We start from the raw sequence: 23,443 nt of genomic DNA, 5'->3' as shown, positions 1-23,443 counted from the left end.
CGAAGCGGAGTGCCGGCTGGCGCTCCGCTTTTTTCATGCCATTCGTTCAGTGTGTTTTGACCGCTTCTGGCAGCGGCTCTTCGGCCGGTGCCTCTGCCACGACATCGGCGTTGCCGCCTTCGGCGGCAGGTGGGGTTTCGCCTTCGGCCGCCGGTGCTGCACCATGTGCGCCGCCCTCAGCCTTCTTATCCTTGCCCTTTTCCCCGCTCTTCGTCGAGCCAACGGCGACCGGATCGACGCAATCCTCGGGGTCCTTGAAAGCAGCGCTGATCATGGCGATCTCGTCGGACGGCATGTCTATCCGCTCGCCGAAGAACAGCCCGTTTTCGCTGGCCTTGCCGTTATAGTAGCGCGCCGTATAGGGCTTGTCGTCGAGGCCCGGAACGGTCTTGTCAGGATGCGGGATATAGACGACATCGGCGCCGATCGCCCGGCCGCGAATGTCCGCGCGCATCGTCGGGCCATTCTCGTCGAGCACCACGACCTGCACCAGATCCGGCTTCTGCGCGGCATAGACGGCCTGGGCGACGCGAAGCGCGGTCGTGACACGCGTCATCCCGTCGGTCGGTTCGGTCTTGATGTATTTCCGGACCCAGATGTGATCCTGCTTCTTGATCGTCACCAGATTGACGTCGCTGCATTCGAGCCCGTAGGCGCCATCCGAGGAACCGATCAGCCTGTCCTTGCCGACATACACCGCCGCGCCGCCGGAAACGCCCGCCAGAAGAGCGACTCCGCCGATGATGATTGTCAATTTCCGGGAGGGCCGGAATATGCGCAGTAAGGCCTTCACGCCAACTGCTCCGCCATCTGAAACTCCAACGCAGGACTGGTGTTGAGAACGTTAAGGAAATGACGTTTCCGAAAGTTTAAGTGGGCGTGCCAAGCCCGCCTCATTTTAGGAAAATACCAAAAAAGGTCCGCTTTTTTTGGCCGCTTGCCACGCCGCATTCGGCCATGCTCTAAACGTCCATGGCCTTCACCCTTCGCCAGATCCAATATTTTGTCGCCGTCGCCGAACAGGGCTCGGTAACGCGGGCAGCACAGAACCTTTCGATCTCGCAATCTTCGGTGACGGAAGCCCTGAAGGAACTCGAAACCGACCTCGGCGTCGAACTCTTCGAGCGCCACCCGCGCGGCCTGACGATCACGCACAATGGACACCAGTTCCTGCGTCACGCGACGAAGATTCTCGCCTCCGTCTCCGATGCCCGCACCAGCTTTTCCGGCCAGCAAAGCGCGCTTTCCGGCACCTTGAACATCGGCGTCACCTCGCTTGTCGCTGGCTACGTGCTCTCCGACCTCCTGGCACGATACCGGCGGGCCTGCCCGGGCATTGAAGTCAGCGCGATCGAAGACAATGGCGGCTATCTCGAACATCTCCTGGTCGGTGGCGAACTCGATGTCGCCGTCATGGTGATATCAAACCTGCGCGACCGCATGGCGCTGCAGGCGGAAATCCTCGAAACTTCGCCCTATCGGCTATGGCTGCCGATGGGCCATCCGCTGGTGTCGGCCGACATCATCTCGGTTGCCGATATCGCCCGCGAACCGCTGATCATGCTGACGGTCGACGAAATCGAGGAGAATACCGGCAAGCTGCTTTCGGCACTCGGCGCCCGCCCGCATGTCGCCTTCCGCACCCGTTCGGTGGAAGCGGTGCGCAGCCTGGTTGCAACAGGAGCGGGTGTGGCGCTGCTTCCCGATCTCGTCTACCGCCCGTGGTCGCTGGAAGGCGACCGCATCGAGAGCCGCGATGTCTCTGGTTCGCTGCCGGTCGTTCAGGTCGGCATGGTCTGGCGCAAGGGCTCCAGCCTGCCGCAGGCGGCGCGCGATTTCGTCGGCGTTGCCGAAAGCATGCGCTCGGGGCGCACCCGCTGATATCGGAAATTCCGATATCGCCTTTCTGATAAATGAATTTGCGAAAGCGGCCTTTTCGCGTCACCTTTTCATCCGGGAACGAACCGCCACAAAAGTGGCACCAAAAACCGGGAGACGGATGATGAGGAACCTCTTGAAATCCTGCACGGCAGCGCTTGCCTGCCTGGGCTTTGCGACGCAGGTGATCGCCGCCGAACCGCTGAAGGCCCTGGGCAAGGGTGAAGGCGCAGTCAGCATCGTCGCCTGGGCCGGCTATATCGAGCGCGGCGAAACCGACAAGAGCTACGACTGGGTCACTGCTTTCGAAAAGGAAACCGGCTGCAAGGTTTCCGTCAAGACCGCCGCCACCTCCGATGAAATGGTGTCGCTGATGAATGAGGGCGGCTTCGACCTCGTCACGGCATCGGGCGACGCCTCGCTGCGTCTCATCGCCGGCAAGCGTGTGCAGCCGATCAACACCGATCTGATCCCGAGCTTCAAGAATGTCGACGAGCGCCTGCAGAACGGCCCGTGGTATACGGTCGGTGGCGTGCACTACGGCGTGCCCTATCTCTGGGGGCCGAATGTGTTGATGTACAACACCGATACGTTCAAGGAAAAGGCGCCGACCAGTTGGAACGTCGTCTTCGAGGAGCAGACACTGCCGGACGGCAAATCGAACAAGGGCCGCGTCCAGGCCTATGACGGCGCTATCTACATCGCCGACGCCGCTATGTATCTGATGGCCCACAAACCGGACCTCGGCATCAAGGACCCCTACGAACTGACCGAGGACCAATACAAGGCCGCCCTCGACCTGCTGCGCGGCCAGCGCAAGCTCGTCTCCCGTTACTGGCACGACGCGATGATCCAGATCGACGACTTCAAGAATGAAGGCGTCGTCGCCTCCGGCTCCTGGCCCTTCCAGGTGAACCTGCTGCAGACCGACAAGCAGAAGATCGCCTCCACCTTCCCCGAGGAAGGCGTGACCGGCTGGGCCGACACGACCATGCTGCACGCCGACAGCGAACATCCGAACTGCGCCTATATGTGGATGGAGCATTCGCTGCAGGCCAAGGTCCAGGGCGATGCCGCCGCCTGGTTCGGCGCCGTGCCCTCCGTTCCCGCCGCTTGCAAGGGCAACGAACTGATGGGTGATGCCGGCTGCGCCACCAATGGCTTCGATCACTTCGACAAGATCAAGTTCTGGAAAACCCCGGTCGCCAAATGCACGACCCAGAGCGAATGCGTGCCGTATCATCGCTGGGTATCGGACTATATCGGCGTGATCGGCGGGCGATGAACCGCGCCGATCCGCGGGGGTAAAGACCCGCCCCAACCCCTCCCCACAGGGGGGAGGGGCCTCGAGTGGCACCGTCCAATCCTGCCGAAACACCAAGGTACTCGCGAAAGGGTACGGCAGGTTAAGCCCCTCCCCCTTGTGGGGAGGGGTTTGGGGCGGGGTCTTTATGAACCAAGACCGAGCCCTCTCTGAACACATAAGACCCGGAGCTCCCAACAATGACACCCGCTGTCCGCTTCCAACAGGTCTCGCGCCACTTCGGCCAGGTTCGCGCCGTCGATGGCGTCAATCTCGAAATCGCGCCCGGCGAATTCTTCGCCATGCTCGGCCCGTCCGGTTCCGGCAAGACGACGTGCCTGAGATTGATAGCCGGCTTCGAACAGCCGACCGCAGGCCATATCCAGATCTTCGGCGAGACCGCCGAGGGCGTTCCGCCCTATCGCCGCAACGTCAATACCGTGTTCCAGGACTACGCGCTCTTCCCGCATCTCAACATCCTCGACAACGTTGCCTACGGGCTGATGGTCAAGGGCGTCGGCAAGGCGGAGCGCATGAAGGCGGCCGGCGATGCCCTCGAACTCGTCAAGCTGCCGGGCTACGGCGCTCGCCGCCCCGGGCAACTGTCCGGCGGTCAGCGCCAGCGCGTGGCGCTCGCTCGCGCGCTGGTCAACAAGCCGAAGGTGCTGCTGCTCGACGAACCGCTCGGCGCCCTCGATCTGAAACTCCGCGAACAGATGCAGGAGGAATTGAAGAGCCTGCAGCGCGCGCTCGGCATCACCTTCGTCTTCGTCACCCACGATCAAGGCGAGGCGCTGTCCATGGCCGACCGTGTCGCCGTCTTCAACGATGGCAACATTGTCCAGGAGGGCACGCCGCAGGATATCTACCGTCGCCCGAAAACCCGCTTCGTCGCCGATTTCGTCGGCTCGTCGAACGTCATCGCACCGGATCTGATGGCCTTGCTCGGCGGTGAAAAGCGGTGGGCGAGCCTTCGTCCCGAAGCGATCCGGCTGGCAGGTGACGGCATCGAGGCGAAAGTCGAAAATGCAAGCTTCCTCGGCGCAGCCACGCGCCTCGGCGTCGATCTCAACGGCAGCCGATTGCATGTCATGCTGCCGGCGGGGACGCCCGTGCCTGTTATCGGCGCCGGCATCCGCCTCGCCTGGCAGCCTGCCGATATCCACTATATGGACGACGCGGCATGACGGTGCTCACCATGTCAGGCGGCGCGACATCGATCCTGCCCAGGCGCGGCGGCTTCTTCGGCCGGATGTCGGATGCCTTCTGGCGGCACCCGAAACTCCTGCTGTTCCTGATGCTGACGCCGCCATTGCTCTGGCTCGGCATCATCTATATCGGCTCGCTGATCGCCCTGCTCCTGCAGAGCTTCTTCTCGATCGACGATTTTTCCGGGCTGGTGAATTACGAATTCACGCTCTCGACCTATGCTCAGCTTCTCAGCCCGACGAATTTCGACATCATCATCCGCACCGTCGTCATGGCGGCACTGGTCACCGTCGCTGCCGCCATGATCGCCTTCCCGATCGCCTATTATGCGGCGCGGTATGCGCAAGGAAAGTGGAAGGCGCTCTTCTATCTCGGCGTCATGCTGCCGCTCTGGTCGAGCTATCTCGTCAAGGTCTACGCCTGGAAGCTGATCCTCGCCAAGGAAGGCATCCTCACCTGGATCTTCGAGAAGCTCCACCTTTCCTGGCTGCTCGACGGCGTCCTGAACCTGCCCATCGTCGGCGGCAATTCGCTCTCGGTGAGCTATCTCGGCACCTTCATCGTCTTCGTCTATATCTGGCTGCCCTATATGATCCTGCCGACGCAGGCCGCGCTGGAACGCGTGCCCGGCAACCTGATCGAAGCCTCCGCGGATCTCGGCGCCACGCCGGGCCAGACCTTCCGCACCGTGCTACTGCCCTTGGCGCTCCCTGGCATCGTCGCCGGTTCGATCTTCACCTTCTCGCTGACATTGGGCGATTACATCATCCCGCAGATCATCGGCTCCTCAAGGCTCTTCATCGGCCAGGCGGTCTATGCCCAGCAGGGAACGGCCGGCAACGTGCCGCTGGCTGCGGCCTTTTCGGTCGTGCCGATCGTCATTATGGCGCTCTATCTCTGGGCCGCCAAGAAACAGGGGGCCTTCGATGCGCTCTGATCTCAAGACATCGCCGCTGCCCCTGAAGATCGCCGCTGCCGCCGGCCTGCTCTTTCTGCACCTGCCGATCGTGCTGATCTTCGTTTATGCCTTCACGACGGAAGAGAAGAGCTATCAATGGCCGCCGCCTGGGCTGACATTGCAATGGTTCAGCGTTGCCTGGAACCGGCCGGATGTCTGGTCGGCGCTCGGCCTCTCCGTGCAGGTCGCCGTCATCGCCACGGCGATCGCAATGGTGCTCGGCACACTCTGCGCGGCCGCCGTCAGCCAGACGAAATTCTTCGGCCGCGAGGCGATCTCGCTTCTGGTCATTCTGCCGATCGCGCTTCCCGGCATTATCACCGGCATTGCGCTGCGCTCCGCCTTCAGCCTGTTCGACATTCCGTTTTCGGTCTGGACCATCGTGCTCGGCCACGCCACTTTCTGCGTGGTCGTCGTCTACAACAATGCGGTCGCCCGCTTCCGCCGCACCTCCGGATCGTTGATCGAGGCCTCGATGGATCTCGGTGCCGACGGCTTCCAGACCTTCCGCCATGTCATCCTGCCGAATATCGGCACCGCCCTTCTCGCCGGCGGCATGCTCGCTTTCGCGCTGTCCTTCGACGAAGTCATCGTCACCACCTTCACCGGCGGCCAGCAATCGACCTTGCCGATCTGGATGCTCGAAGAACTCATCCGCCCGCGCCAGCGCCCGGTCACCAATGTGGTCGCCATGGTCGTGGTGCTCGTCACTTTCCTGCCGATCCTGGCAGCCTATTACCTCACCCGCGACGGCGACCAGATCGCCGGCTCTGGCAAATAACAGGGAGAACATCATGGATACCCAAATGCTGATTGGTTCCCGCTTCGTGAAAGGCACGGAGACGGAAGAGCACATCTTGAACCCGAAGACGGGCGAGACGGTGCTGGATCTTGCCGAAGCTTCGCTTTCCCAGGTCGACGCCGCCGTCGACGCCGCGGAAAAAGCCTTCGCAAGCTGGTCGCAAACGACGCCCGGCGAGCGTTCCGGTTACCTGCTGAAGATCGCCGACGCCATTGAGAAAGACGCCGTCGGCTTCGCCACGCTGGAAGCTTTGAATTGCGGCAAACCGATCAATTCGGTGCTGAACGACGAAATCCCGGCGATCGTCGATTGTTATCGCTTCTTCGCTGGTGCCGTGCGCAACCTGCACGGACCAGCCGCCGGCGAATATCTCCCCGGCCATACCTCGATGATCCGCCGCGATCCGATCGGCATCGTCGGCTCGATTGCGCCCTGGAACTATCCGCTGATGATGATGGCTTGGAAGCTGGCGCCGGCGATCGCCGGCGGCAACACCGTCGTCTTCAAGCCTTCCGAACAGACGCCGCTGACGGCGTTGAAGATGGCAAAACTGCTCTCGGATATCCTTCCAGAAGGCGTCGTCAACGTCATCCTCGGCCGTGGCGAAAGCGTCGGCAATGCGCTGATCAACAATGCCAAGATCAACATGATCTCGATCACCGGCGATATCGCCACCGGCAAAAAGGTGCTGCAGGCCGCCGCCAAGACGGTCAAGCGCACCCATCTCGAACTCGGCGGCAAGGCTCCGGTTATCGTCTTTGACGATGCCGATATCGACGCAGTCGTGTCAGGCATCCGCACCTTCGGCTATTACAATGCCGGCCAGGACTGCACCGCCGCCTGCCGCATCTATGCCGATGCCAAGGTCTACGACAATTTCGTCGCCGACCTCTCCTCGGCGGTCTCGAGCATCCGCTTCAACCAGACCGACGATACCGAAAACGAGATCGGGCCGCTGATCTCCAGGCGCCAGCGCGATCGTGTCGAAAGCTTCGTCGCCCGCGCTTCCGAGCACAAGCACATGGAGATCACCACCGGCGGCAAGGTCTCCGGCGACAGGGGCTTCTTCTTCACCCCGACCGTCATTGCTGGCGCCCTGCAGGACGACGAGATCGTCCGCCGCGAGGTCTTCGGACCGGTCGTGTCTGTCACCCGCTTTTCCCAAGCCGATGACGCCATCGCCTGGGCAAATGACAGCGATTACGGCTTGGCCTCCTCCGTCTGGACCACGGATATCGGCCGCGGCATGAAGACCGCCGCCCGCCTTCAATATGGCTGCACCTGGATCAACACGCATTTCATGCTGGCCAACGAGATGCCGCATGGCGGTCTCAAACAATCGGGCTACGGCAAGGATCTGTCGGCCTATGCGCTGGAGGACTATACCGCCGTACGCCACGTGATGATCAATCACGGCTGATCGGCGAGGCAAGGGCCTAGGAGCACCAGGCTCGCTTTGAATGTTCGGATATCGATCTCCCCGGTTTGCCGGGGAGATATCAGGCCACGCGGCCATAAAGCGCCAGCAATTGCCCGCCGCCGCTCCAGATCATGTCGAGCGCGACATAGACGATGATCGCAAGGCCGAACCAGCCGATCCACCTGAAACGGTTGAGCAGCTTGGCGACGACGTTCGAGGCGACGCCCATCAGCAGCACCGAGAGGATGAGGCCGAAGATCAGCGCGTTCATATCCTCCTTCGCGGCGCCGGCAACGGCGAGAACATTGTCCAACGACATCGAGACGTCGGCGAAGATGATCTGGCCGATCGCCTGCCGGAAGAGCTTCGGCTTGATATGCGATCCCGCAACGCCGGAATGCACTTCGGCCGCCGCCGTCGAGAGCAGCTCGCGGCCCATCGTCCATGAGATCCAGAGCAGCATGAGGCCACCGGCAAGCGCGATGCCGGTGACGGCAAGAAGCCTGGCGGCAATGACGGCGAAGACGATGCGGATGACCGCTGCCGCCGCGATCCCGACGGCGATGGCCTTGCCGCGCAGCTCGCTGACGAGGCCGGCCGCTGCCATACTGATGATGATGACATTGTCTCCCGACAGCAGGAGATTGATCACGATCACTTCGAAATAGGCGGAAATCGTATGCTGATCCGGAAAAGCTGACATGCTGATGGAGCTTTCATCGATGGGGCAAACCGATAGCTCGTTGAAACAGATCGTACCGGCTTTGAAAAGACCCGGAACAATTTGCCGGCTGCAGCGTCTTCCCCTGCAGACGCAAAGGAGGACGCCATGCTGAAATGGGCCCTGATATTTTTCGTGATTTCGATCATCGCCGGCTTCTTCGGCTTCTCCGGCGTCTCCGCAGCCACCGCGACAATCGCACGCGTTCTCTTCGGCATCGCGCTGGTGATCTTCCTGATCTTCCTCGTCCTCGCCTTGCTGGCCGGCCAGGCAGTCTTGTGAGCGGTTGCAGACGCGCGGCACGTTCAGGCCCTTCCGCCTGAAGCGGCGGAGGCGATGGAGGGGCGGACGTTTGAGCTCGCCCTGACCAAAGACGAAGGTCCCGTCGTCTATCAGCATTCCGGCTACCGGCGACGCACGATGCAATAGGCTACAACACTGCCCTCAGCCAGGCGGGCATGCCGCTCACCCGCCGTTTCAGCAAATTGTCGATCGAGATCGATCCCGCGCCGGAGGCTGCCAGGACGAACATGCCGCCGGCAATCGCCAGATCCTTTTCGAAATGCAGCAGCTCGTTCTGGCTCGCAAAATTCGTATGGAAGAGCGAGGCGGTCGCCAGGCAGAAAAGCGCCAATGCCAGTGCGCCAAACCGGCTGAGGAAACCAGCGGCAATGGAAAGGCCAGCGCCGATCTGAAGGGCGATGACCGCAAGTGCCACCGGCGCCGACAGGCCGAGCGTTGCGAACGTGTCGATGGTCGCGGCGATATTGGACGCAAGCGTCGAACCTTCATGCAGGAAGATCAGCGATAGCAGAAGCCTGCCGAGGAGAAGAATGAGATCGGCCAGTCGCAGCCGGCTTGGGGCATTTTCCATCATATCCTCCGGTTTGCAGAGAGCAGGCGGTTCTGCCGCCTGCTCTTATGTTCATATGCACGTCAATTGCCGGCCTTGGCGGCGATGGCCTTTTGCAGGTCTTCCAGTTCCTCGCAACCATCAGGGCATAGTTGTTTCAGCGATGCCACCTGCTCCTCGGCCTTCGCGGTCTCGCCTGTTTCGACATAGAGTTCGCCGAGATATTCGCGCGCTGCCTTGTGATCGGGCCGAAGTTCCAGGGCCTTGGTATAGTAGGTCAGTGAGGTCCTGTAGTCGCCGGTCTTGCGCAGCGTATATCCCATCAGATTATAGACGTCCGCCTGCTGATTGTCCTCGGCAAGGCCGCGAAGCTCCGACAGGGCGCCGGCATAGTCCTTGGCATCGATCTTGGCGCGCACCGACGTCAAGTCGGGAGCGTCTGTCGATTGCATATTGTCGACGGCAAAGGCCGGAAGCGCCGTCACCGCGGAAAAGCCGGCGGATATGGCGCAAAGCCAGATGAATCCGAGAATTGCATATTTCATGACGATCTCCTTTCGGCCTTTCAGGCCTGGATTGTCGGTGTGAAGCCATAGGCGCTTCCGTCCTTGACGAAGGTGCCTGAGCCGGGGAAGGGGAAATGCGAACCGCAAATGGCGATATTGTCGGCAATGATGCGGTCGATGAGACGGCGGCGTGTGTCGATCGCCATCGGCCCATCCTGGTCGTAGCTGCCCTGCCATTCTGGATGCGGCGCGAGCAGGGCCGGCACATACATGATGTCGGCCGAGACGAGCAGCTGCTTGCTGCCTGACGTCACCAGATAGGTGGAATGACCCGGCGTGTGGCCGGGCGCCGCCAGAAGCCGCACCCCCGGTGCAACCTCGGCCCCGTCGTCCACCAGTTTCCAGTTCTTCCAGTTCGGGAAGACGTCGGCGATGCGCTTGCCGGCCGGCTTACGACCTTCCGCAAGCTTCTCGACCCGGCCGGGCTCCGTCCACCAGTTATATTCGACAGCGTTGACGATGAGTTCGGCGTTCGGGAAGACAGGATCATTCGTTCCCTTTTCCATTAGTCCCCAGATATGGTCCGGGTGGAAATGCGAGAGCATGATCGTGTCGATCTTCTTGTAGTCGATGCCGGCGGCTGCCATGTTCGCCGGCAGGTGCGTGGCATTCGCCTGCCACTGACCGACGCCCGAGCCGGCATCCATCATGATCAAGCGGTCGCCGAGCTTCAGGACGACGACCGTCAGTGGGATCGGCATGAATTCGGTCGTCAATCCCGCCTTGGAAAGCGCCTCCTTCGTGTCTTCGATCGACGCGTTCTTGATGAAGGTCGGGTCATGCGGCTTTTTCCAGATGCCGTCGTAGATCGCCGTGACCTCGACATCCCCGACCTTGTATTTGTAGAAGCCGACCATCGGCTCCAGCGGCGTTGCGGCGAGCGCCGGCATGACAAATTCGAGCTTCGACGACAGGCCGAATGCAGCCGCTGCGGCAGCCGAGCCCAGCACGGCGCGACGTGACATGGTAAACATGAATATGCCTCCTCTTGTTGATGGCATTTCCGGTGGCGAAGACTGCGATTGCTCAGATGTCCTCGCTGACCAACTAGATCGCCGGCGGAGAGCGCTTATTCCTGATCCCAGACACTTTTCCATCAAGTAATTGAAAATGCTTCATCATTTCCTTTGCATGCGGCCAATGTCCCGCTGCGTGCAAAGAAATTGGCGTCGATATGGAATAAAACCGCCTGCAGACCGGTCTAGAGGGCAAGGGACCGCATTGCACGACTGCGGGTCTCACGCCTAAATTCGGCTGCTGTTGAGGCAGGGAGGATGATGACAAACGCTCAGATCGCCTATCCCGTCGGATCGAACGACTGGTTGTTGCCGGCGCGGTTGAGGTCGCAGGTTCGCAATCGACCCTCGCTTCTAACCGTGCTTCTCGGCAGCGCGGCACGGCTGTTCCACCTCATGGTCTCGGAAAAAACAAACAGCGATCGGGTCGCTCCTGCAGCCGATGCGACCGCGCAGCACGAGTTCATGCAGCGCTTTCAGCACATGATCGTTCCGCATCTCGACGCCGCCTATAACTTTGCCCGGTTCCTCAGCCGCGACGCGGACGCCGCGCAAGACATCGTCCAGGAAGCGTTCCTGCGCGCCTACCGCAATTTCGAAACCTATCGTGGTGGCGACCCCCGCGCTTGGCTCTTTGCCATCGTCAGGAACTGCTGCCATGCCTGGCGCCAGCAGGATCGCCGCAAAGCGCGCTTCGAGCGGCATCTCGACAATGACGGCGATGCCGACCTCGACGAAGGAGAAGAGTATCAGATCGCCTCGGAGGAGGATTCGCCGGAGACGGCGACGATCCGGCGAAGCGAGCAGCAGCGCGTGCGCTCTGTTATCAGCCAGCTTCCGGAGGCGATGCGGGAAATCCTCGTCCTGCGTGAACTTGAGGATCTTTCCTATCGGCAGATCGCCGAGATCATCGATGCGCCGATCGGCACCGTCATGTCCCGGCTTGCCAGGGCGCGGCGCGAATTTGGCGAAGCCTGGGATGCATGCAGCAAAGGCGAGACGGCGGGATGAGTGAGGCTCAACAGAAAGGCTGCCCCGAATGGCGCATCATGCTGCACGGCTTTGTCGATGGTGAACTCGATTCCGTCCATGCGGCGCAATTCGAGGATCATCTTGCCACCTGCGCGAATTGCAGGACTGAGATGGAAGGGGTCCGTGCCGTGAGGGGAATCATCGATCAGGATGGCGTCAAGTGGCGACCGCCGGAGGCGCTGCGTTCACAAGTCCTGTCGATGCTGTCTTTCGAACAGGCGGCGACGGCATCCAGCCTCTCGCGCCAGGCGCCTGTATGGCGCCGCGCCCTGGATTTCATAAGGCAGTGGAGCTTCGTGCCTTCGCTCGCGGTTCTGGCAGCAGGCGCCTTCCTGTTCATCAACGCACCGTCGCAGATCCTGCTTTTACAGGACCAGATCATGGCAAGCCATGTCAGGTCGATGATGGCGGACCATCTCACCGACGTGCTGACCTCCGATCAGCATACGGTAAAACCCTGGTTCAACGGCAAGATCGATTTTTCCCCGCCGGTGAGCGATCTCGCCAAGGACGGCTTTCCGCTGGTCGGCGGGCGTGTCGACTATATCGGCGGCCGCGCCGTTGCCGCCCTCGTCTATCGGCGCCACGGACATGTCATCAACCTGTTCATATGGCCCGCAGCATCGGCCGCACAGGCGACGACGGTGCATGACGGTTATAATATGAAGCAGTGGTCGGATGGCGGGCTCGTATTCTGGGCGATTTCCGATGTCGCGCCGAGCGACCTAGCCGAGTTCGAGACACTCTTCAGGGCGGCGGCGAAAGGATGATGCCGAAAAGTGAGCGGTTTCCGGACGACATCAAGCTCTGCTTTGCGATGATCTAAAGTAGGCTTGCCCCGACATTGATCGCCAGCGCCAGGATCGTCGTGTTGAACAGAAACGAAAGCACGGCATGCAGCAGCGTCAGCTTGCGCATGCTGGTCGAACTGACCGCAACATCCGCCGTCTGCGCGGCAACGCCGATCGTGAAGGAAAAATAGAGAAAATCCCAGTAGCCGGGCTCTGCAATTCCGTCAGGAAATTTGAGCCCACCCTCCTCGTCCGCCCCGCCGTAGAAATAATGGGCATAGTGGATGGTGAAGAGCGTATGCAGGAAGATCCAGGAGATCAGGATCGTCACAATCGCCGCACCTGCCCGGGCCAGCGCGACATCAGGTGCTGCCTCCTTGATCGAATGAAGCTCGATACCGATGCCGGCGACGCTGGCAAGTGCTGCACCGATCGAAAGAGCCAGGAGGACGGTGTCGGAGAAATCGAGATCCTCGGAGCGTTTGCGGATGCTTTCAACCGTCGCCCGCAACATCTTGCGCCAACTGAGCACGACAAAAACGCCGGCGCCGACATTCCAGCCGAACAGGATGTTGCCGGCGCTGACTTCGCGCGAGGTCAAAAGCAGAAAGACCACCACTCCGCCAAGAACGGCGATGATGAAGCTCGCATGCTTGTAGGCAAATGCCGCTAGCGAATTTGCCCGTTCCTCATCCGCCATATTGATCTCCGACAGCATATGCCCTTGATAACAGCACGAAAAAGGCGCGCCTGCCAGCCGGCAGCCGCGCCTCCGATTGAATGCCGTGCCCTATCAGGCGGCAGCGAGCTGCAGTTCCTTCTGCACCATGGTGCGCAGCGTTCCCAGATCCTTGGCGAAGGCGCGGATGCCTTCGGCGAGCTTTTCCGTCGCCATCGCGTCTTCGTTCATCATCCAGCGGAAGGTCTTCTCGTCGACCGAGACCTTCGGATCCGGCTTGCGACTATCAGGCGAGAGCTTGCGCTCCAGCTTGCCTTCATCCTTGGCGAGCTCGTCGAGCAGGTTCGGGCTGATGGTCAGGCGGTCGCAGCCGGCAAGGGCTTCGATTTCGCCGGCGCTGCGGAAGGAAGCGCCCATGACAATCGTCTTGATGTCGTTCGCCTTGTAGTAATTGTAGATTTCACGGACGGAGATGACGCCCGGATCTTCCTCGGCAGTGAAGTCCTTGCCGGTCGACTTCTTGTACCAGTCGAGGATACGGCCGACGAAGGGCGAGATCAGGAATACCTTGGCGTCGGCGCAGGCGATCGCCTGGGCCTTGCTGAAGAGAAGCGTCAGGTTGCAGTCGATGCCTTCTTTCTGCAACACCTCTGCAGCACGGATGCCTTCCCAGGTGGACGCGAGCTTGATGAGGATGCGGTCCTGGCCGATGCCGCGATCCTTATAGGCGGCGATGATCGCGCGTGCCTTGGCAAGGGAAGCCTCGGTATCGAAGGAAAGGTCGGCGTCGACTTCGGTCGAGACGCGACCCGGAACGAGCTTCACAAGTGCTGCGCCGACCGAGATGGCGAGGCGATCGGCGACGGCGGAGGAAACGGCTTCGGGATTGCCGCCCTGCTTCTTGCCCCAGGCGACGGCTTCCTTGATAGCGTCGGCAAACATCGGCGTGCCGAGAGCCTTGAGCACGATGCTCGGGTTCGTCGTGCAATCCACAGGCTTCAGGCGGGCGACGGCCTCGATGTCGCCGGTATCGGCGACGACGGTGGTAATCTCGCGGAGTTGGTCAAGCTTGGATGTCATGGTCAATAATCCTTGTTGAATTTGGGATGCGGACCGGCGCGCGTTCCGCCCGGCGAAGAGGGGTGATCTAGGGGCCGATGCTTTGCATGCTGCAGGTAAAGATACGCGCATCCGTCACGGATGATTCATAAACGTGGAGGACAGTGGCCGTGTTCCCGCGAGCGAACGGCTGCCCGAACGCAAGCGGCACCGCCTGCGGCTCAAAGGCCGGTCGTGACTTTCGGCATGCCCGCACTATGTCCTCCTCGGACGGACAAGAACGACTTTATCGTGAGGACTATCGCCGTTCGGCCGAGGAAAAGTCAAGGACATTTGTGCATTTCAATTGACATAAGTGTCACGCCCGTCATTATCCCGACAACAAGCGTATCGTTGCGCCCCTTCATCCCTGTGAAGGATTTAGGGCGGGAATCGTGCGGGAGGAGATGTGGTCAAGCTTAAACGTGGCACGCATACGGCCTATTCCGAGGCATCCTCGCTGCGGCTAAGGGCGGCATGGCTCTATTATAACGAGGGCCTCACCCAGAAGGATGTTGCCGAACAGCTCGGCATCAGCCGCACCACCGTCATCCGCCTGCTCGACGAGGCGATGAAACGCAGCGAAGTCCAGATCTGGATCAACGATTCGATCGGCGACTGTGTCGAGCTTTCGGTGAAGCTCGAGCGCGCCTACGGCCTCGATGAAGCGATCGTCGTGCCGGCGCCGACCACATGCGACGTCAATTCGCTGGCAAGGAATGTCGGCCTGGCGCTCGGCCAGTTCCTGTCGGAAGCCATTCCCGACGATTATACGATCGGCGTTGGCTGGGGCCGCACCATGACGGCCTCGCTGGCGAGCTTCCGTCCGCCGCGCCGCGACAATTGCAAGATCGTCTCGCTGCTTGGCGGCATCGTCGCCGTCCATCAGACGAACCCGATCGATTATACCTGGCGGCTGGCAAACCAGCTCGGCGCCGAATGCTACATGTTCCTGGCGCCGCTCCTCGTCGATTCCATCGAGACCAAGCGCAATCTGATTGAGAAATGCGGGCTGGACACGATCTACCGGCTTGCTGAAAACCTCGATCTCGCGATCGTCAGTTGCGGCGATATCGGCCCGCATTCGACCTCGCTGTCTGAAGGCTGGATATCGAAGGCCGAATTGCAGGAGTTGGTCGATGCCGGCTGCGTCTGCGACACCATGTTCAACTTTCTCGACAAGGACGGCAATTCGGTCGACCACTCGATCAACCGGCGCGTCATGTCCGTCGACCTCGATACGCTGAAGGAGGCGAGGCACATCGTGCTTTCCTCCGGCGGCGCCCACCGCGCCGTCGCCATCCGCGCCACGATCAAACGCATCGGCTGCAACACGCTGATTACCGACGAAAGCGCGGCACGGGCCTTGCTGGCATTGGCAGAGCAGACCTGATGCACCCTCGCTGAAGGGAACCGCCGTCGCTCAGGCGTGCCCCGACTCCCAGCCGAGCATCGCCCGCTTGCGGGTCAGGCCCCAATGGTATCCCGTCAATGCCCCGTTCTTGCCGAGCGCGCGATGGCAGGGCACGACGAAGGAAATCGGGTTGGCGCCGACGGCGGCACCGACAGCGCGCATCGCGGTCGGCCGGCCGATATCCCTGGCGATATCGCTATAGGTCACCGCCTTGCCGAAGGGGATCTTCAAGAGGCTCTGCCAGACGCTGACCTGGAAATCCGTGCCGATCAGAACGACGCGCAACGGCTGGTCCGACGCCCAGCGACCCGGCTGGAAGATGCGTTCCGCATAAGGCGCCGTCGCCTGCCGATCCTCGATGTATTCCGCATTCGGCCAACGGCAGCTCATGTCCTCAAGGCAGGCCCTCTCGTCGCCGGCATCGCTGAAGGCAAGGCCTGCAAGGCCACGATCCGTGACCATGACGAGTGCCGCTCCGAAGGGGCAGTTGTGGAATCCATAGCGGATCGTCAGCCCTCCCCCCTTGGCCTTCCATTCCCCCGGAGACATCGCCTCATGGGTGACGAACAGGTCGTGCAGGCGGCTGGGGCCGGAAAGACCGACCTCGATGGAGGTTTCGAGCAGCGGCATCTCTTCCCGGCGCAGCAGCCGCTTTGCATGATCGAGCGTGACAGCCTGCAGGAATGCCTTGGGAGAAAGGCCGGCCCAGCGGGTAAAGGTCTTCTGAAGCTGCGTCGGCGACTGATTCAGCCGTGCCGCGATCGCTTCCAGCGAGGGCTGGTCGCGATATTCTTCGCTGATGAGTTCGATGACCTGGCGGACGGTATCGTAGTCCGGGCCATCCGGGGTGATATCTGTGTCGAGCTTGGCGATCATATTCATCGTTTTTCTCCTTTAGACAGGAGATAATCAAGGGCAGTCCGTCAAACCACCCGATTCTTGCGCCCCCGATCGAAATGCATCGCCTTAGATCCGCTGCTTGACCGTGGCGAGCGCCCCCTTGAAGGCCTTGGCGAAACTTTCGCGATCATCGGGATTGAGGAAGGAGCCGATATCCGTGCGCCGGCCCTCGCCGAAAATATGCATGGAGAGAATGCCGATCTCGTGATGCCGGCGAACGAGGAAGCGCGCCCAGAACGGATTGAAGTGATGTTCTACCATTCGTCCTGACGGCGTAAACTTGCGCACCGAAACATCGGTGCGCGACACCGTAACCTCTTCGCGCGCCTTTCCCGAGCGGTAGCTCAGCCAGAAGGCGCCATAGAGCAAAACGAAATCCAGCCCGAAGAAGAAGCCGATCGGCCAGGCGCCCGTCGCGACGAAGAACATGCCGTAGAGAAAGCAGATGGCGCCGGATAGTGCCAGCAACACCTTGAATCCCCTGCGTCCGAGCGAACGGTGGGGGAAAAGCTCGGCTGCGAAAACAGGCTGCTCGTTTAAGCTGTCGGCGTTGCTTTCCATCATGGCCGTTGAGTATAGAGTTTCCATGGCAAATCCGAAACTCAAATCCGTTACCAAGATGCCACAGGATGCGAATGTAATCGCTGGCCGCAAACCGGCGGCGGCTGTGCGCACGGTCTATTCACTGGCCGAGCGCGAGGAGATTTTTCGCCGCTTTTCGATCCAACGGCCCGAGCCGCGGGGTGAGCTGGAGCACACCAACCCATTCACCCTTGTCGTGGCGGTGGCGCTCTCCGCCCAGGCCACCGATGTCGGCGTCAACAAGGCGACGCGGGCGCTGTTCAAGATTGCCGATACGCCGGAAAAGATGCTCGAACTCGGCGAGGAACGGCTGCGCGACTACATCAGGACGATCGGCCTCTATCGCAACAAGGCGAAAAACGTCATCGCGCTCTCACAGATGCTGGTCGACGAATTCGCAGGCAAAGTACCGGAAACGCACGAGGAACTGGTTCGCTTGCCGGGCGTCGGCCGCAAGACCGCCAATGTCGTGCTGTCCATGGCTTTCGGCCAGGCAACCATGGCCGTCGACACACACATCTTCCGCATCGCCAACCGCATCAAGCTCGCCCCCGGCAAGACGCCGGACGAGGTCGAGGCTCGACTGATGAAAGTGATCCCGGAACATTACCTCTACCACGCCCATCACTGGCTGATCCTGCACGGGCGCTACACCTGCAAGGCGCGTCGCCCCGAATGCGAACATTGCGTCATCGCTGACATCTGCAAGTCTCCGGAAAAGAGCTGCGATATCCCGGCGCCGCTCGTCGCACTACCGCCGCAGGTGATCGGCGAGGCCGTCGAGTAGAACAGCGATCGCCTGCTCGTAATCCCGCCTTTCCCCACCTGCATCAATCGCGATCGCCGCGCGGTCGAAGGCCGCCGATAGCAGCGACGTTAGCGGTTCGAGCATGGCGCCGGCCTTCGGAAGCATGGCTGCAAGCCCTACCCGCAGCGTCACTTCCGCATTCTCCGCATCGATCGTCGCGGTCGTCGATGGGCCGAGAACGGCAGGCGCCTCGATCAGCAGCAGCCGCGTGCGCCCTTGTGTCATCATCGCATCAAAATAGGCCGAGGCACCGGCGAGCAGCGCGACGCGTGGCGCGTCGTGGGACGCCGAATGCGCCTCGATCGCTCTCGCCACCGCTTGCGCCTCGCTTTCGATTACCGCGCGAAAGAGCGCCTTCTTGTCTTCAAAATGATGATAGAGCGCGCCTCGCGTCACACCCGCCGCCGCCACGATCTCCGGCGTCGCGGTTTCGGCATAACCCTTCTCGACAAAAAGACGCCGACCGGCATCGATCAGCGCCTGCCTCGTCTGTTCCGTCCTCTGGCGATTGCTGCGGCTCATAAACATTCATTTACATACAAGCAGAATGTATGTTAATAGCCAAAAACATACAGAGTGTATGTAAATTGAAAAGGTGGAGGAAAGTAATGAAATCGACGAGCTATTATCCCGTCATCATGACCGGCGACGTCGCCGGCACTGCTAGCTTTTATTGCAAGCATTTCGGCTTCAAGGCGCTGTTCGAAAGCGACTGGTACGTTCACCTGCAATCGACAGAGCAGGAGCACATCGCGCTTGCCATCCTCGATGGCAGCCACGAGACCATCCCGGCGATCGCCCGCGGCAGGGTGTCGGGCCTGCTCCTCAATTTCGAGGTCGCCGATGTCGACGCGATCTATGCGGCCTGCCGGAGCGCCGGCCTGCCGATTCTGACAGAAATCCGTGACGAGGATTTCGGCCAGCGGCATTTCATCACCGCAGATCCGAACGGTGTCCTGCTCGACATCATCAAGCCGATCCCACCGAGCGCCGAATTCGCGGCGATGTACGACGCCGCCGCCCTGCCAGGTTGAACTTAGGCGCGCGCCCCGGCATCCCTGGCGGAAATCAGCTTGTGCAGATGCACCATCATGCCGGCCGCAAAGAGCGGCGTCAGAAGATTGACGATGGGGATTGCCAGAAAGAGCGCAATCACCAGCCCGCCGAGAAAGACGGTCGGCGCATGTTTGGCGCGGAAGAGCCGCGCCTCCTGCGGTGGACGGAAGCGCATGGCGGCGAATTCGAAGAATTCCCGCCCGAGCAGATAGCCGTTCACCAGAAAGAAGGCGATCAGATTGACGCCGGGTATGAACAGCAGCAGCAATGCCACGATATTGCCGAGGATCACCACGCCCAGGAATTTGATCGAGCTTGCCATCGCCGGGCCGAGCGGCATGGCGGTGCCCGGCGCGTCCCTGGGATAGTCGCGCTTTTCGATGACATCCGCGACATCGTCGAGAAATAGGCCGGCAATCAGCGCCGTGACCGGCGACAGCAGCAGCGCCAGCACGAGCGCAAGGCCGATGCCGGCAAGGATCGCAAAGACCAGAGCCAGCCATCCAGCCCAATCCGGCACATCAGGAAAGAAGCTTGCGACCCAGGGAAAGACGAAAGTCAGGAAGGCCCCGCGCAGCGCAAACCACAGGCCGACCAGCACGACAATCGTCAGGCCAAGCACCTTCCAGAAGACAGACCGTGTCTCCGGCGCGAACAGATTGGAAAGCGATAGTCGAGCGGCGTCAAGGATCATGTCTTCGGCGTCTCCGGTTGCGCGGAAAGATGTAGGAAAGGCGGACGCGACCGGCAAGAGAGAATAAAATTGCATGCTGTACTAGAAAACTTGTCGAAATATAAATGCTAATATAATATTGTGAGAAATCAGAATATGCATGGGCAAGAGAAGCAGCTTCCGTAATAGTTGCAAAGACAACGGGCCGCAACAGCGCGTCCGCGGAGCGCCTCTGAGGGAAGACGGGGGAGGCTGATGTGGAAGATTTTGTACACAAACTCAGGCAATACGCTAAAACCGGCACGCCGGCCGAGCGTCGTATCGCGAAATATTTCACCGAACATCTGAACGACCTGCCGTTTGAGACCGCCGCGTCCGTCGCCGACAGGCTGGATCTCTCGCCGATGACCGTCGGACGCTTCCTGCGCGCACTCGGCTATCAGGGGTTGGACAGCGTCAAGGTGGAGATTCGCGAGACGGTGACGACGTCACCGGCACAATTGCAGAGCGCCATGACAGAGCTGCATCAGGACGCCGCCGAGGGCAAACCGCTCGCCGTGCTGGTCGCCGAACAGATCCAGGCGCTTCATCATATCTATCATCTGACGGCGCAGCCGAATTGGGCCGAAGCCGTCGGCCTGATCAGCACGGCCCGCGAAGTGTCGATCGCCACCCATGCTCGGCTTGCGAGTCTCGCCAATCATTTCTGTCAGCGGCTGACGCAAGCCCGTGACGGTGTGCGCACGCTGGACGGCGCCGACAATCGTTTCGCCGATCTTTTCGCCAGGCTGGCGGTCGACGATGCGCTTCTCGTCATCATCGACTGTCGCCGCTTCGCCAAGGCACGCCTGCTTGCCCGGACCGCGCGCCGCTACGGCTACAAGGTCGTCCTCATCTCGCCGCAGCAGGCGGACTGGATGGCCGACCAGTCGAACGTCATGCTGCCCTTGCCCGCCGCCCGCGCGCCCGATCTCGACAATCTTCCGCCGCTGATCGCGCTGCTCGATTGCCTGTCGGAATCCGTCATTCTCGAAGTCGGAGAGGAAGCCGCGCTCCGCCGCCGCCGCATGCTGGAATTCGCGACCGTTCTCGGCGAAACGGCGAACCACTAGAGCCTTTCCGGGTTAGATTGAAGCATTCTGTTGGCTCAAACGGAGTCGGATGGTCGACCGGCCGGCGCGCGTCGTAGCCCAGTTCTACGGCCAAGCCGACCGGTCGATCAGCCGGCCCGTTTCAGCCAACCCTCCCGCAGATTTGCGAAGCAAATCTGCAAGACTCAAATTCGCCGGACGCACTTGCTGCTCCGGCAGAATGCTAACCCGGAAAGGCTCTAATCGCTATTGCATCGCTTCCAGTTCGGCTCGATGCCGGTACATGACAAGCAGGCGGCGATAGTCGCGGTCGTAGAGCGCCTGCTTCGCCTTGTCCGGAAGCCGTTCGTCGCCCCCCGGATACATCGCCTCGCCGCCCGCCGCCAGATCCTTATGCAGGCCGCAGGCGACCGATGCTGCGATTGCCGTGCCGAGCAGCACCGCCTCGTTCATCTTCGGCACCACGACCTTGCAGCCGGTGGCGTCGCTATAGAGCTCCATCAGTACCGGGTTCTTCACATGCCCGCCGGCAATGTGCAGCGTATCGGGCACGTAGCCATATTCCTTCATCTTTTCCAGGATGTGGCGGATGCCAAGCGCGATCGCCATTGCCGTGCGCCAATAGAGCACGCAGAGGCTGTCGAAGGAGGCATCGAGCGTCAGTCCGCTGACGACGCCGACGGCATGCGGATCGGCGAGCGGCGAGCGGTTACCGTGAAAATCCGGCAGCACGAAGATGCGCGCACCAAAGGCATCGCCCTCCTCGGCCCGCAGTTCGGCGATGCGCGCGACGATCTTCTGATGCAGCGCCGACGTCGGCTCACCACCGGCCGCATGCATACGGACGATGTGGTCGAGCAGCGCGCCGGTCGCCGATTGCCCGGCCTCCACCAGCCAGCATTGCGGGAAGACCGCCTCGTAATAGGGACCCCACATGCCGTGGCTCGGCTTGCGCTCTTGTGAAAAGGCGACGATGCAGCTTGAGGTGCCGGCAATCATCGCTAACTGACGCTCGCGTTTCACGGGATCGGCGGCGTAACCGCCAAGCGACCCCAGCGCGCCCGCATAGGCGTCGATCATCCCGGACGAAACATGGCACTCCGTGGTGAGCCCAAGCGACTCGGCCGCTTCCTGCGTCAACCGGCCGACGCTCTCTCCGACGGGCGCGGTCTCTTCAGGCAGGTGCCCGCGCGCCTGAAGGTCCTCGAGCCCGATCCGCTCCAGGAAATCCTGCTGCCAGCCCTTTTCGAGATGGGCGAGATAGTTCCACTTCGCCGTCAGCGTGCAGCGCGAACGGGCAAGCGAGCCGGTCGATTTCCAGGTCATGAAATCGGCGAGATCGAAGAAGTAGCCGGCCTTTTCCCATGTGGCGGGCAACTTCTTCTTCAGCCACATCAGCTTCGGCATCTCCATCTCCGGCGACATCACGTGGCCGGAATGTTCGAGCACCCTGTGCTCTGTCGCCGTACAGAAATCGGCTTCCTTCAGCGCCCGGTGGTCGAGCCAGACGATCGTGTCGAAACGCCTCTCGCCCCCTGTGGAAACGCTGATCTGCCGGCCTTCGACGTCACGGACGACGAGCGAACATGTGGCGTCGAAACCGATCGCGCCGACCGAGGTCGCGGCGATGCCTGATTGCTCCATCGCCCTGCGCACCGCCGTGCAGGCGGCCGACCAGATGTCCTCGGAATCATGTTCGGCATGATTTTCGCGCGGCCGGTTCATGACGATCGGCTGCTCGGCCTTGGCAAGCAACCGACCGCTTGCATTAAAGACGCCGGCGCGCGCGCTGCCCGTGCCGATATCCACCGCAACCACATGATCACGCATCAAGATTTGGTCCCGTCCAGCTTGTGTTTGCGGACAAGGTGTAACAAATCCGGCATGGCGTCAAACACCACTTCAGGCGAGAGACGATCGAGTTCGGCGCGGTATCCGGCAAAGTTGGCGTGCGATCCACCCGTGAAAGCAAAGACCGTCATACCGGCCGCCTTGGCCGCCGCGATACCAGCCGGACTATCCTCGACGACGACGCAGGATGTGGGTTCTACATGCATTTCGCGGGCCGCATGAAGAAAGAGGTCGGGGGCCGGTTTACCGCGCTTGACCATCGTCGCGCTGAAGATATCGGGCAGCCTGTCGAGAAGTCCGGTCACGGACAGCGACAGCCGGATTCGCTCCATCTGGCTTGATGAGGCGACGCAGCAGGGAATGCCGAGCCCGTCGATCGTCGTGGCAACCCCCTCGATCGGCTTCAATTCGGTGCGGAAGCGGGCGTAGAGATCGGTGCGGATGCGCTCGAGGAATTCTTCGCTGGCATGGATGTTGAATTCGGTTTCGAGCGTATCAATGACGGTCGAAAGGCTGCGGCCGAGAAAACGCTCATAGGCCTGGTCCTCGGTGATCGAGACGCCGAGATCGTTCATTGCGCCGACGAGCACGCTGATCGAGATCGGTTCGCTGTCGACGAGCACGCCGTCGCAATCGAAGATGACCAGCCCTGGTTCAGTATCAGCCATGAAAGACCCAACCTGAGTTCAAATCGGACGTGCAACGCTCCGCTTCGCCCGCAAGGCCCGACGGATGGTGGCAG

26 protein-coding genes are annotated in these 23,443 nt (G+C 61.2%); 13 read left to right on the top strand and 13 right to left on the bottom strand.

Annotated features, from left to right (window positions below; translation table 11 throughout):
- Nucleotides 1-46: 46 nt before the first annotated feature.
- The gene (locus EFQ99_RS19955; RefSeq protein WP_126922945.1) at nucleotides 47-793 is read right to left on the bottom strand and encodes a hypothetical protein; all 747 of its coding nucleotides are present in this window, start codon (nucleotides 791-793) and stop codon (nucleotides 47-49) included.
- 179 nt (nucleotides 794-972) lie between these two features.
- Between EFQ99_RS19955 and EFQ99_RS19950 the strand changes: the two genes are divergently transcribed.
- The 6 genes from EFQ99_RS19950 to EFQ99_RS19925 all read left to right on the top strand — a co-directional run bounded on the left by EFQ99_RS19950 (nucleotide 973) and on the right by EFQ99_RS19925 (nucleotide 7,570).
- Complete coding sequence (locus tag EFQ99_RS19950) at nucleotides 973-1,881, top strand: LysR family transcriptional regulator (RefSeq protein ID WP_126922943.1); 909 nt, start codon at nucleotides 973-975, stop codon at nucleotides 1,879-1,881.
- Nucleotides 1,882-2,002: 121 nt separating this feature from the next.
- The gene (locus EFQ99_RS19945; RefSeq protein WP_126923206.1) at nucleotides 2,003-3,163 is read left to right on the top strand and encodes an ABC transporter substrate-binding protein; all 1,161 of its coding nucleotides are present in this window, start codon (nucleotides 2,003-2,005) and stop codon (nucleotides 3,161-3,163) included.
- Between the two features lie 218 nt (nucleotides 3,164-3,381).
- The gene (locus EFQ99_RS19940) at nucleotides 3,382-4,368 is read left to right on the top strand and encodes an ABC transporter ATP-binding protein (protein ID WP_126922941.1); all 987 of its coding nucleotides are present in this window, start codon (nucleotides 3,382-3,384) and stop codon (nucleotides 4,366-4,368) included.
- Entirely contained in the window at nucleotides 4,365-5,327 is a 963-nt protein-coding gene (locus tag EFQ99_RS19935) for an ABC transporter permease (protein WP_126922939.1), read from the top strand. Before EFQ99_RS19940 ends, EFQ99_RS19935 begins: the two co-directional genes overlap by 4 nt.
- The gene (locus EFQ99_RS19930) at nucleotides 5,317-6,129 is read left to right on the top strand and encodes an ABC transporter permease (protein WP_126922937.1); all 813 of its coding nucleotides are present in this window, start codon (nucleotides 5,317-5,319) and stop codon (nucleotides 6,127-6,129) included. Before EFQ99_RS19935 ends, EFQ99_RS19930 begins: the two co-directional genes overlap by 11 nt.
- A gap of 13 nt (nucleotides 6,130-6,142) precedes the next feature.
- Complete coding sequence (locus EFQ99_RS19925) at nucleotides 6,143-7,570, top strand: gamma-aminobutyraldehyde dehydrogenase (protein ID WP_126922935.1); 1,428 nt, start codon at nucleotides 6,143-6,145, stop codon at nucleotides 7,568-7,570.
- A 79-nt stretch (nucleotides 7,571-7,649) separates the two neighbouring features.
- Here the strand turns inward: EFQ99_RS19925 and EFQ99_RS19920 are convergent, their stop codons facing one another.
- Nucleotides 7,650-8,273: a YjbE family putative metal transport protein gene (locus EFQ99_RS19920; RefSeq protein WP_208722794.1), complete on the bottom strand. Its 624-nt coding sequence runs from the start codon at nucleotides 8,271-8,273 to the stop codon at nucleotides 7,650-7,652.
- A 126-nt stretch (nucleotides 8,274-8,399) separates the two neighbouring features.
- On the opposite strand from EFQ99_RS19920, the gene EFQ99_RS19915 reads away from it, so the two are divergent.
- Nucleotides 8,400-8,573 carry a DUF1328 domain-containing protein gene (locus tag EFQ99_RS19915; protein ID WP_126923204.1) on the top strand — a complete coding sequence of 58 codons (174 nt, stop codon included), beginning with the start codon at nucleotides 8,400-8,402 and terminating at the stop codon, nucleotides 8,571-8,573.
- A 148-nt stretch (nucleotides 8,574-8,721) separates the two neighbouring features.
- On the opposite strand, the gene EFQ99_RS19910 is transcribed toward EFQ99_RS19915, so the two are convergent.
- From EFQ99_RS19910 to EFQ99_RS19900, 3 genes are read right to left on the bottom strand one after another with little or no spacing between them, the layout of a single operon-like run.
- Entirely contained in the window at nucleotides 8,722-9,168 is a 447-nt protein-coding gene (locus EFQ99_RS19910; RefSeq protein ID WP_208722793.1) for a DoxX family protein, read from the bottom strand.
- 59 nt (nucleotides 9,169-9,227) lie between these two features.
- Entirely contained in the window at nucleotides 9,228-9,689 is a 462-nt protein-coding gene (locus tag EFQ99_RS19905; protein ID WP_126922931.1) for a tetratricopeptide repeat protein, read from the bottom strand.
- 20 nt (nucleotides 9,690-9,709) lie between these two features.
- Nucleotides 9,710-10,684, bottom strand: a complete 975-nt coding sequence (locus tag EFQ99_RS19900; protein WP_126922929.1) for an MBL fold metallo-hydrolase — start codon at nucleotides 10,682-10,684, stop codon at nucleotides 9,710-9,712.
- Nucleotides 10,685-10,984: 300 nt separating this feature from the next.
- On the opposite strand from EFQ99_RS19900, the gene EFQ99_RS19895 reads away from it, so the two are divergent.
- Both EFQ99_RS19895 and EFQ99_RS19890 read left to right on the top strand, forming a co-directional pair.
- The gene (locus EFQ99_RS19895) at nucleotides 10,985-11,737 is read left to right on the top strand and encodes a sigma-70 family RNA polymerase sigma factor (RefSeq protein ID WP_126922927.1); all 753 of its coding nucleotides are present in this window, start codon (nucleotides 10,985-10,987) and stop codon (nucleotides 11,735-11,737) included.
- Nucleotides 11,734-12,528: an anti-sigma factor family protein gene (locus tag EFQ99_RS19890; protein WP_126922925.1), complete on the top strand. Its 795-nt coding sequence runs from the start codon at nucleotides 11,734-11,736 to the stop codon at nucleotides 12,526-12,528. The genes EFQ99_RS19895 and EFQ99_RS19890 overlap by 4 nt, the downstream gene beginning before the upstream one ends.
- A 52-nt stretch (nucleotides 12,529-12,580) precedes the next feature.
- Here EFQ99_RS19890 and EFQ99_RS19885 read toward each other — a convergent pair whose 3' ends face one another.
- Entirely contained in the window at nucleotides 12,581-13,249 is a 669-nt protein-coding gene (locus tag EFQ99_RS19885; RefSeq protein ID WP_126922924.1) for a DUF1345 domain-containing protein, read from the bottom strand.
- Nucleotides 13,250-13,342: 93 nt separating this feature from the next.
- Nucleotides 13,343-14,308 carry a transaldolase gene (gene tal / locus EFQ99_RS19880; protein ID WP_007631886.1) on the bottom strand — a complete coding sequence of 322 codons (966 nt, stop codon included), beginning with the start codon at nucleotides 14,306-14,308 and terminating at the stop codon, nucleotides 13,343-13,345.
- A 427-nt stretch (nucleotides 14,309-14,735) separates the two neighbouring features.
- Here tal and EFQ99_RS19875 point away from each other — a divergent pair, with 427 nt between their 5' ends.
- Nucleotides 14,736-15,719, top strand: a complete 984-nt coding sequence (locus tag EFQ99_RS19875) for a sugar-binding transcriptional regulator (RefSeq protein WP_126922922.1) — start codon at nucleotides 14,736-14,738, stop codon at nucleotides 15,717-15,719.
- 30 nt (nucleotides 15,720-15,749) lie between these two features.
- Here the strand turns inward: EFQ99_RS19875 and EFQ99_RS19870 are convergent, their stop codons facing one another.
- Both EFQ99_RS19870 and EFQ99_RS19865 read right to left on the bottom strand, forming a co-directional pair.
- Nucleotides 15,750-16,622 carry a methylated-DNA--[protein]-cysteine S-methyltransferase gene (locus EFQ99_RS19870; RefSeq protein ID WP_126922920.1) on the bottom strand — a complete coding sequence of 291 codons (873 nt, stop codon included), beginning with the start codon at nucleotides 16,620-16,622 and terminating at the stop codon, nucleotides 15,750-15,752.
- 84 nt (nucleotides 16,623-16,706) lie between these two features.
- Complete coding sequence (locus EFQ99_RS19865) at nucleotides 16,707-17,204, bottom strand: DUF2244 domain-containing protein (RefSeq protein WP_126923203.1); 498 nt, start codon at nucleotides 17,202-17,204, stop codon at nucleotides 16,707-16,709.
- Between EFQ99_RS19865 and nth the strand changes: the two genes are divergently transcribed.
- Nucleotides 17,203-18,009, top strand: coding sequence for an endonuclease III (nth, locus tag EFQ99_RS19860; RefSeq protein WP_208722792.1), 807 nt, complete (start codon nucleotides 17,203-17,205; stop codon nucleotides 18,007-18,009). The two genes, EFQ99_RS19865 and nth, sit on opposite strands and share 2 nt — an antisense overlap.
- Here the strand turns inward: nth and EFQ99_RS19855 are convergent.
- On the bottom strand, nucleotides 17,974-18,552 hold the full coding sequence (locus tag EFQ99_RS19855; protein WP_126922916.1) for a TetR/AcrR family transcriptional regulator: 579 nt from the start codon (nucleotides 18,550-18,552) through the stop codon (nucleotides 17,974-17,976). The genes nth and EFQ99_RS19855 overlap by 36 nt on opposite strands.
- Before the next feature lie 86 nt (nucleotides 18,553-18,638).
- Between EFQ99_RS19855 and EFQ99_RS19850 the strand changes: the two genes are divergently transcribed.
- Nucleotides 18,639-19,064, top strand: coding sequence for a VOC family protein (locus EFQ99_RS19850; protein ID WP_126922914.1), 426 nt, complete (start codon nucleotides 18,639-18,641; stop codon nucleotides 19,062-19,064).
- Nucleotides 19,065-19,066: 2 nt separating this feature from the next.
- Here the strand turns inward: EFQ99_RS19850 and EFQ99_RS19845 are convergent, their stop codons facing one another.
- The gene (locus tag EFQ99_RS19845; RefSeq protein ID WP_126922912.1) at nucleotides 19,067-19,780 is read right to left on the bottom strand and encodes a sulfate transporter family protein; all 714 of its coding nucleotides are present in this window, start codon (nucleotides 19,778-19,780) and stop codon (nucleotides 19,067-19,069) included.
- Nucleotides 19,781-20,016: 236 nt separating this feature from the next.
- Between EFQ99_RS19845 and EFQ99_RS19840 the strand changes: the two genes are divergently transcribed.
- Nucleotides 20,017-20,871 carry a MurR/RpiR family transcriptional regulator gene (locus EFQ99_RS19840; RefSeq protein WP_126922910.1) on the top strand — a complete coding sequence of 285 codons (855 nt, stop codon included), beginning with the start codon at nucleotides 20,017-20,019 and terminating at the stop codon, nucleotides 20,869-20,871.
- Between the two features lie 225 nt (nucleotides 20,872-21,096).
- Here the strand turns inward: EFQ99_RS19840 and EFQ99_RS19825 are convergent, their stop codons facing one another.
- Together EFQ99_RS19825 and EFQ99_RS19820 are read right to left on the bottom strand one after the other, a co-directional pair.
- Entirely contained in the window at nucleotides 21,097-22,680 is a 1,584-nt protein-coding gene (locus EFQ99_RS19825; RefSeq protein WP_126922907.1) for an FGGY-family carbohydrate kinase, read from the bottom strand.
- On the bottom strand, nucleotides 22,680-23,369 hold the full coding sequence (locus tag EFQ99_RS19820) for an HAD family hydrolase (RefSeq protein ID WP_126922905.1): 690 nt from the start codon (nucleotides 23,367-23,369) through the stop codon (nucleotides 22,680-22,682). The genes EFQ99_RS19825 and EFQ99_RS19820 overlap by 1 nt, the downstream gene beginning before the upstream one ends.
- Nucleotides 23,370-23,443: the final 74 nt, after the last annotated feature.

It is taken from the genome of Rhizobium vallis, assembly GCF_003985155.1.
Classification (GTDB): domain Bacteria; phylum Pseudomonadota; class Alphaproteobacteria; order Rhizobiales; family Rhizobiaceae; genus Rhizobium; species Rhizobium vallis.
Note: the sequence above shows the minus strand (reverse complement) of the source record. Positions and strands in the feature narration are given on the sequence as shown.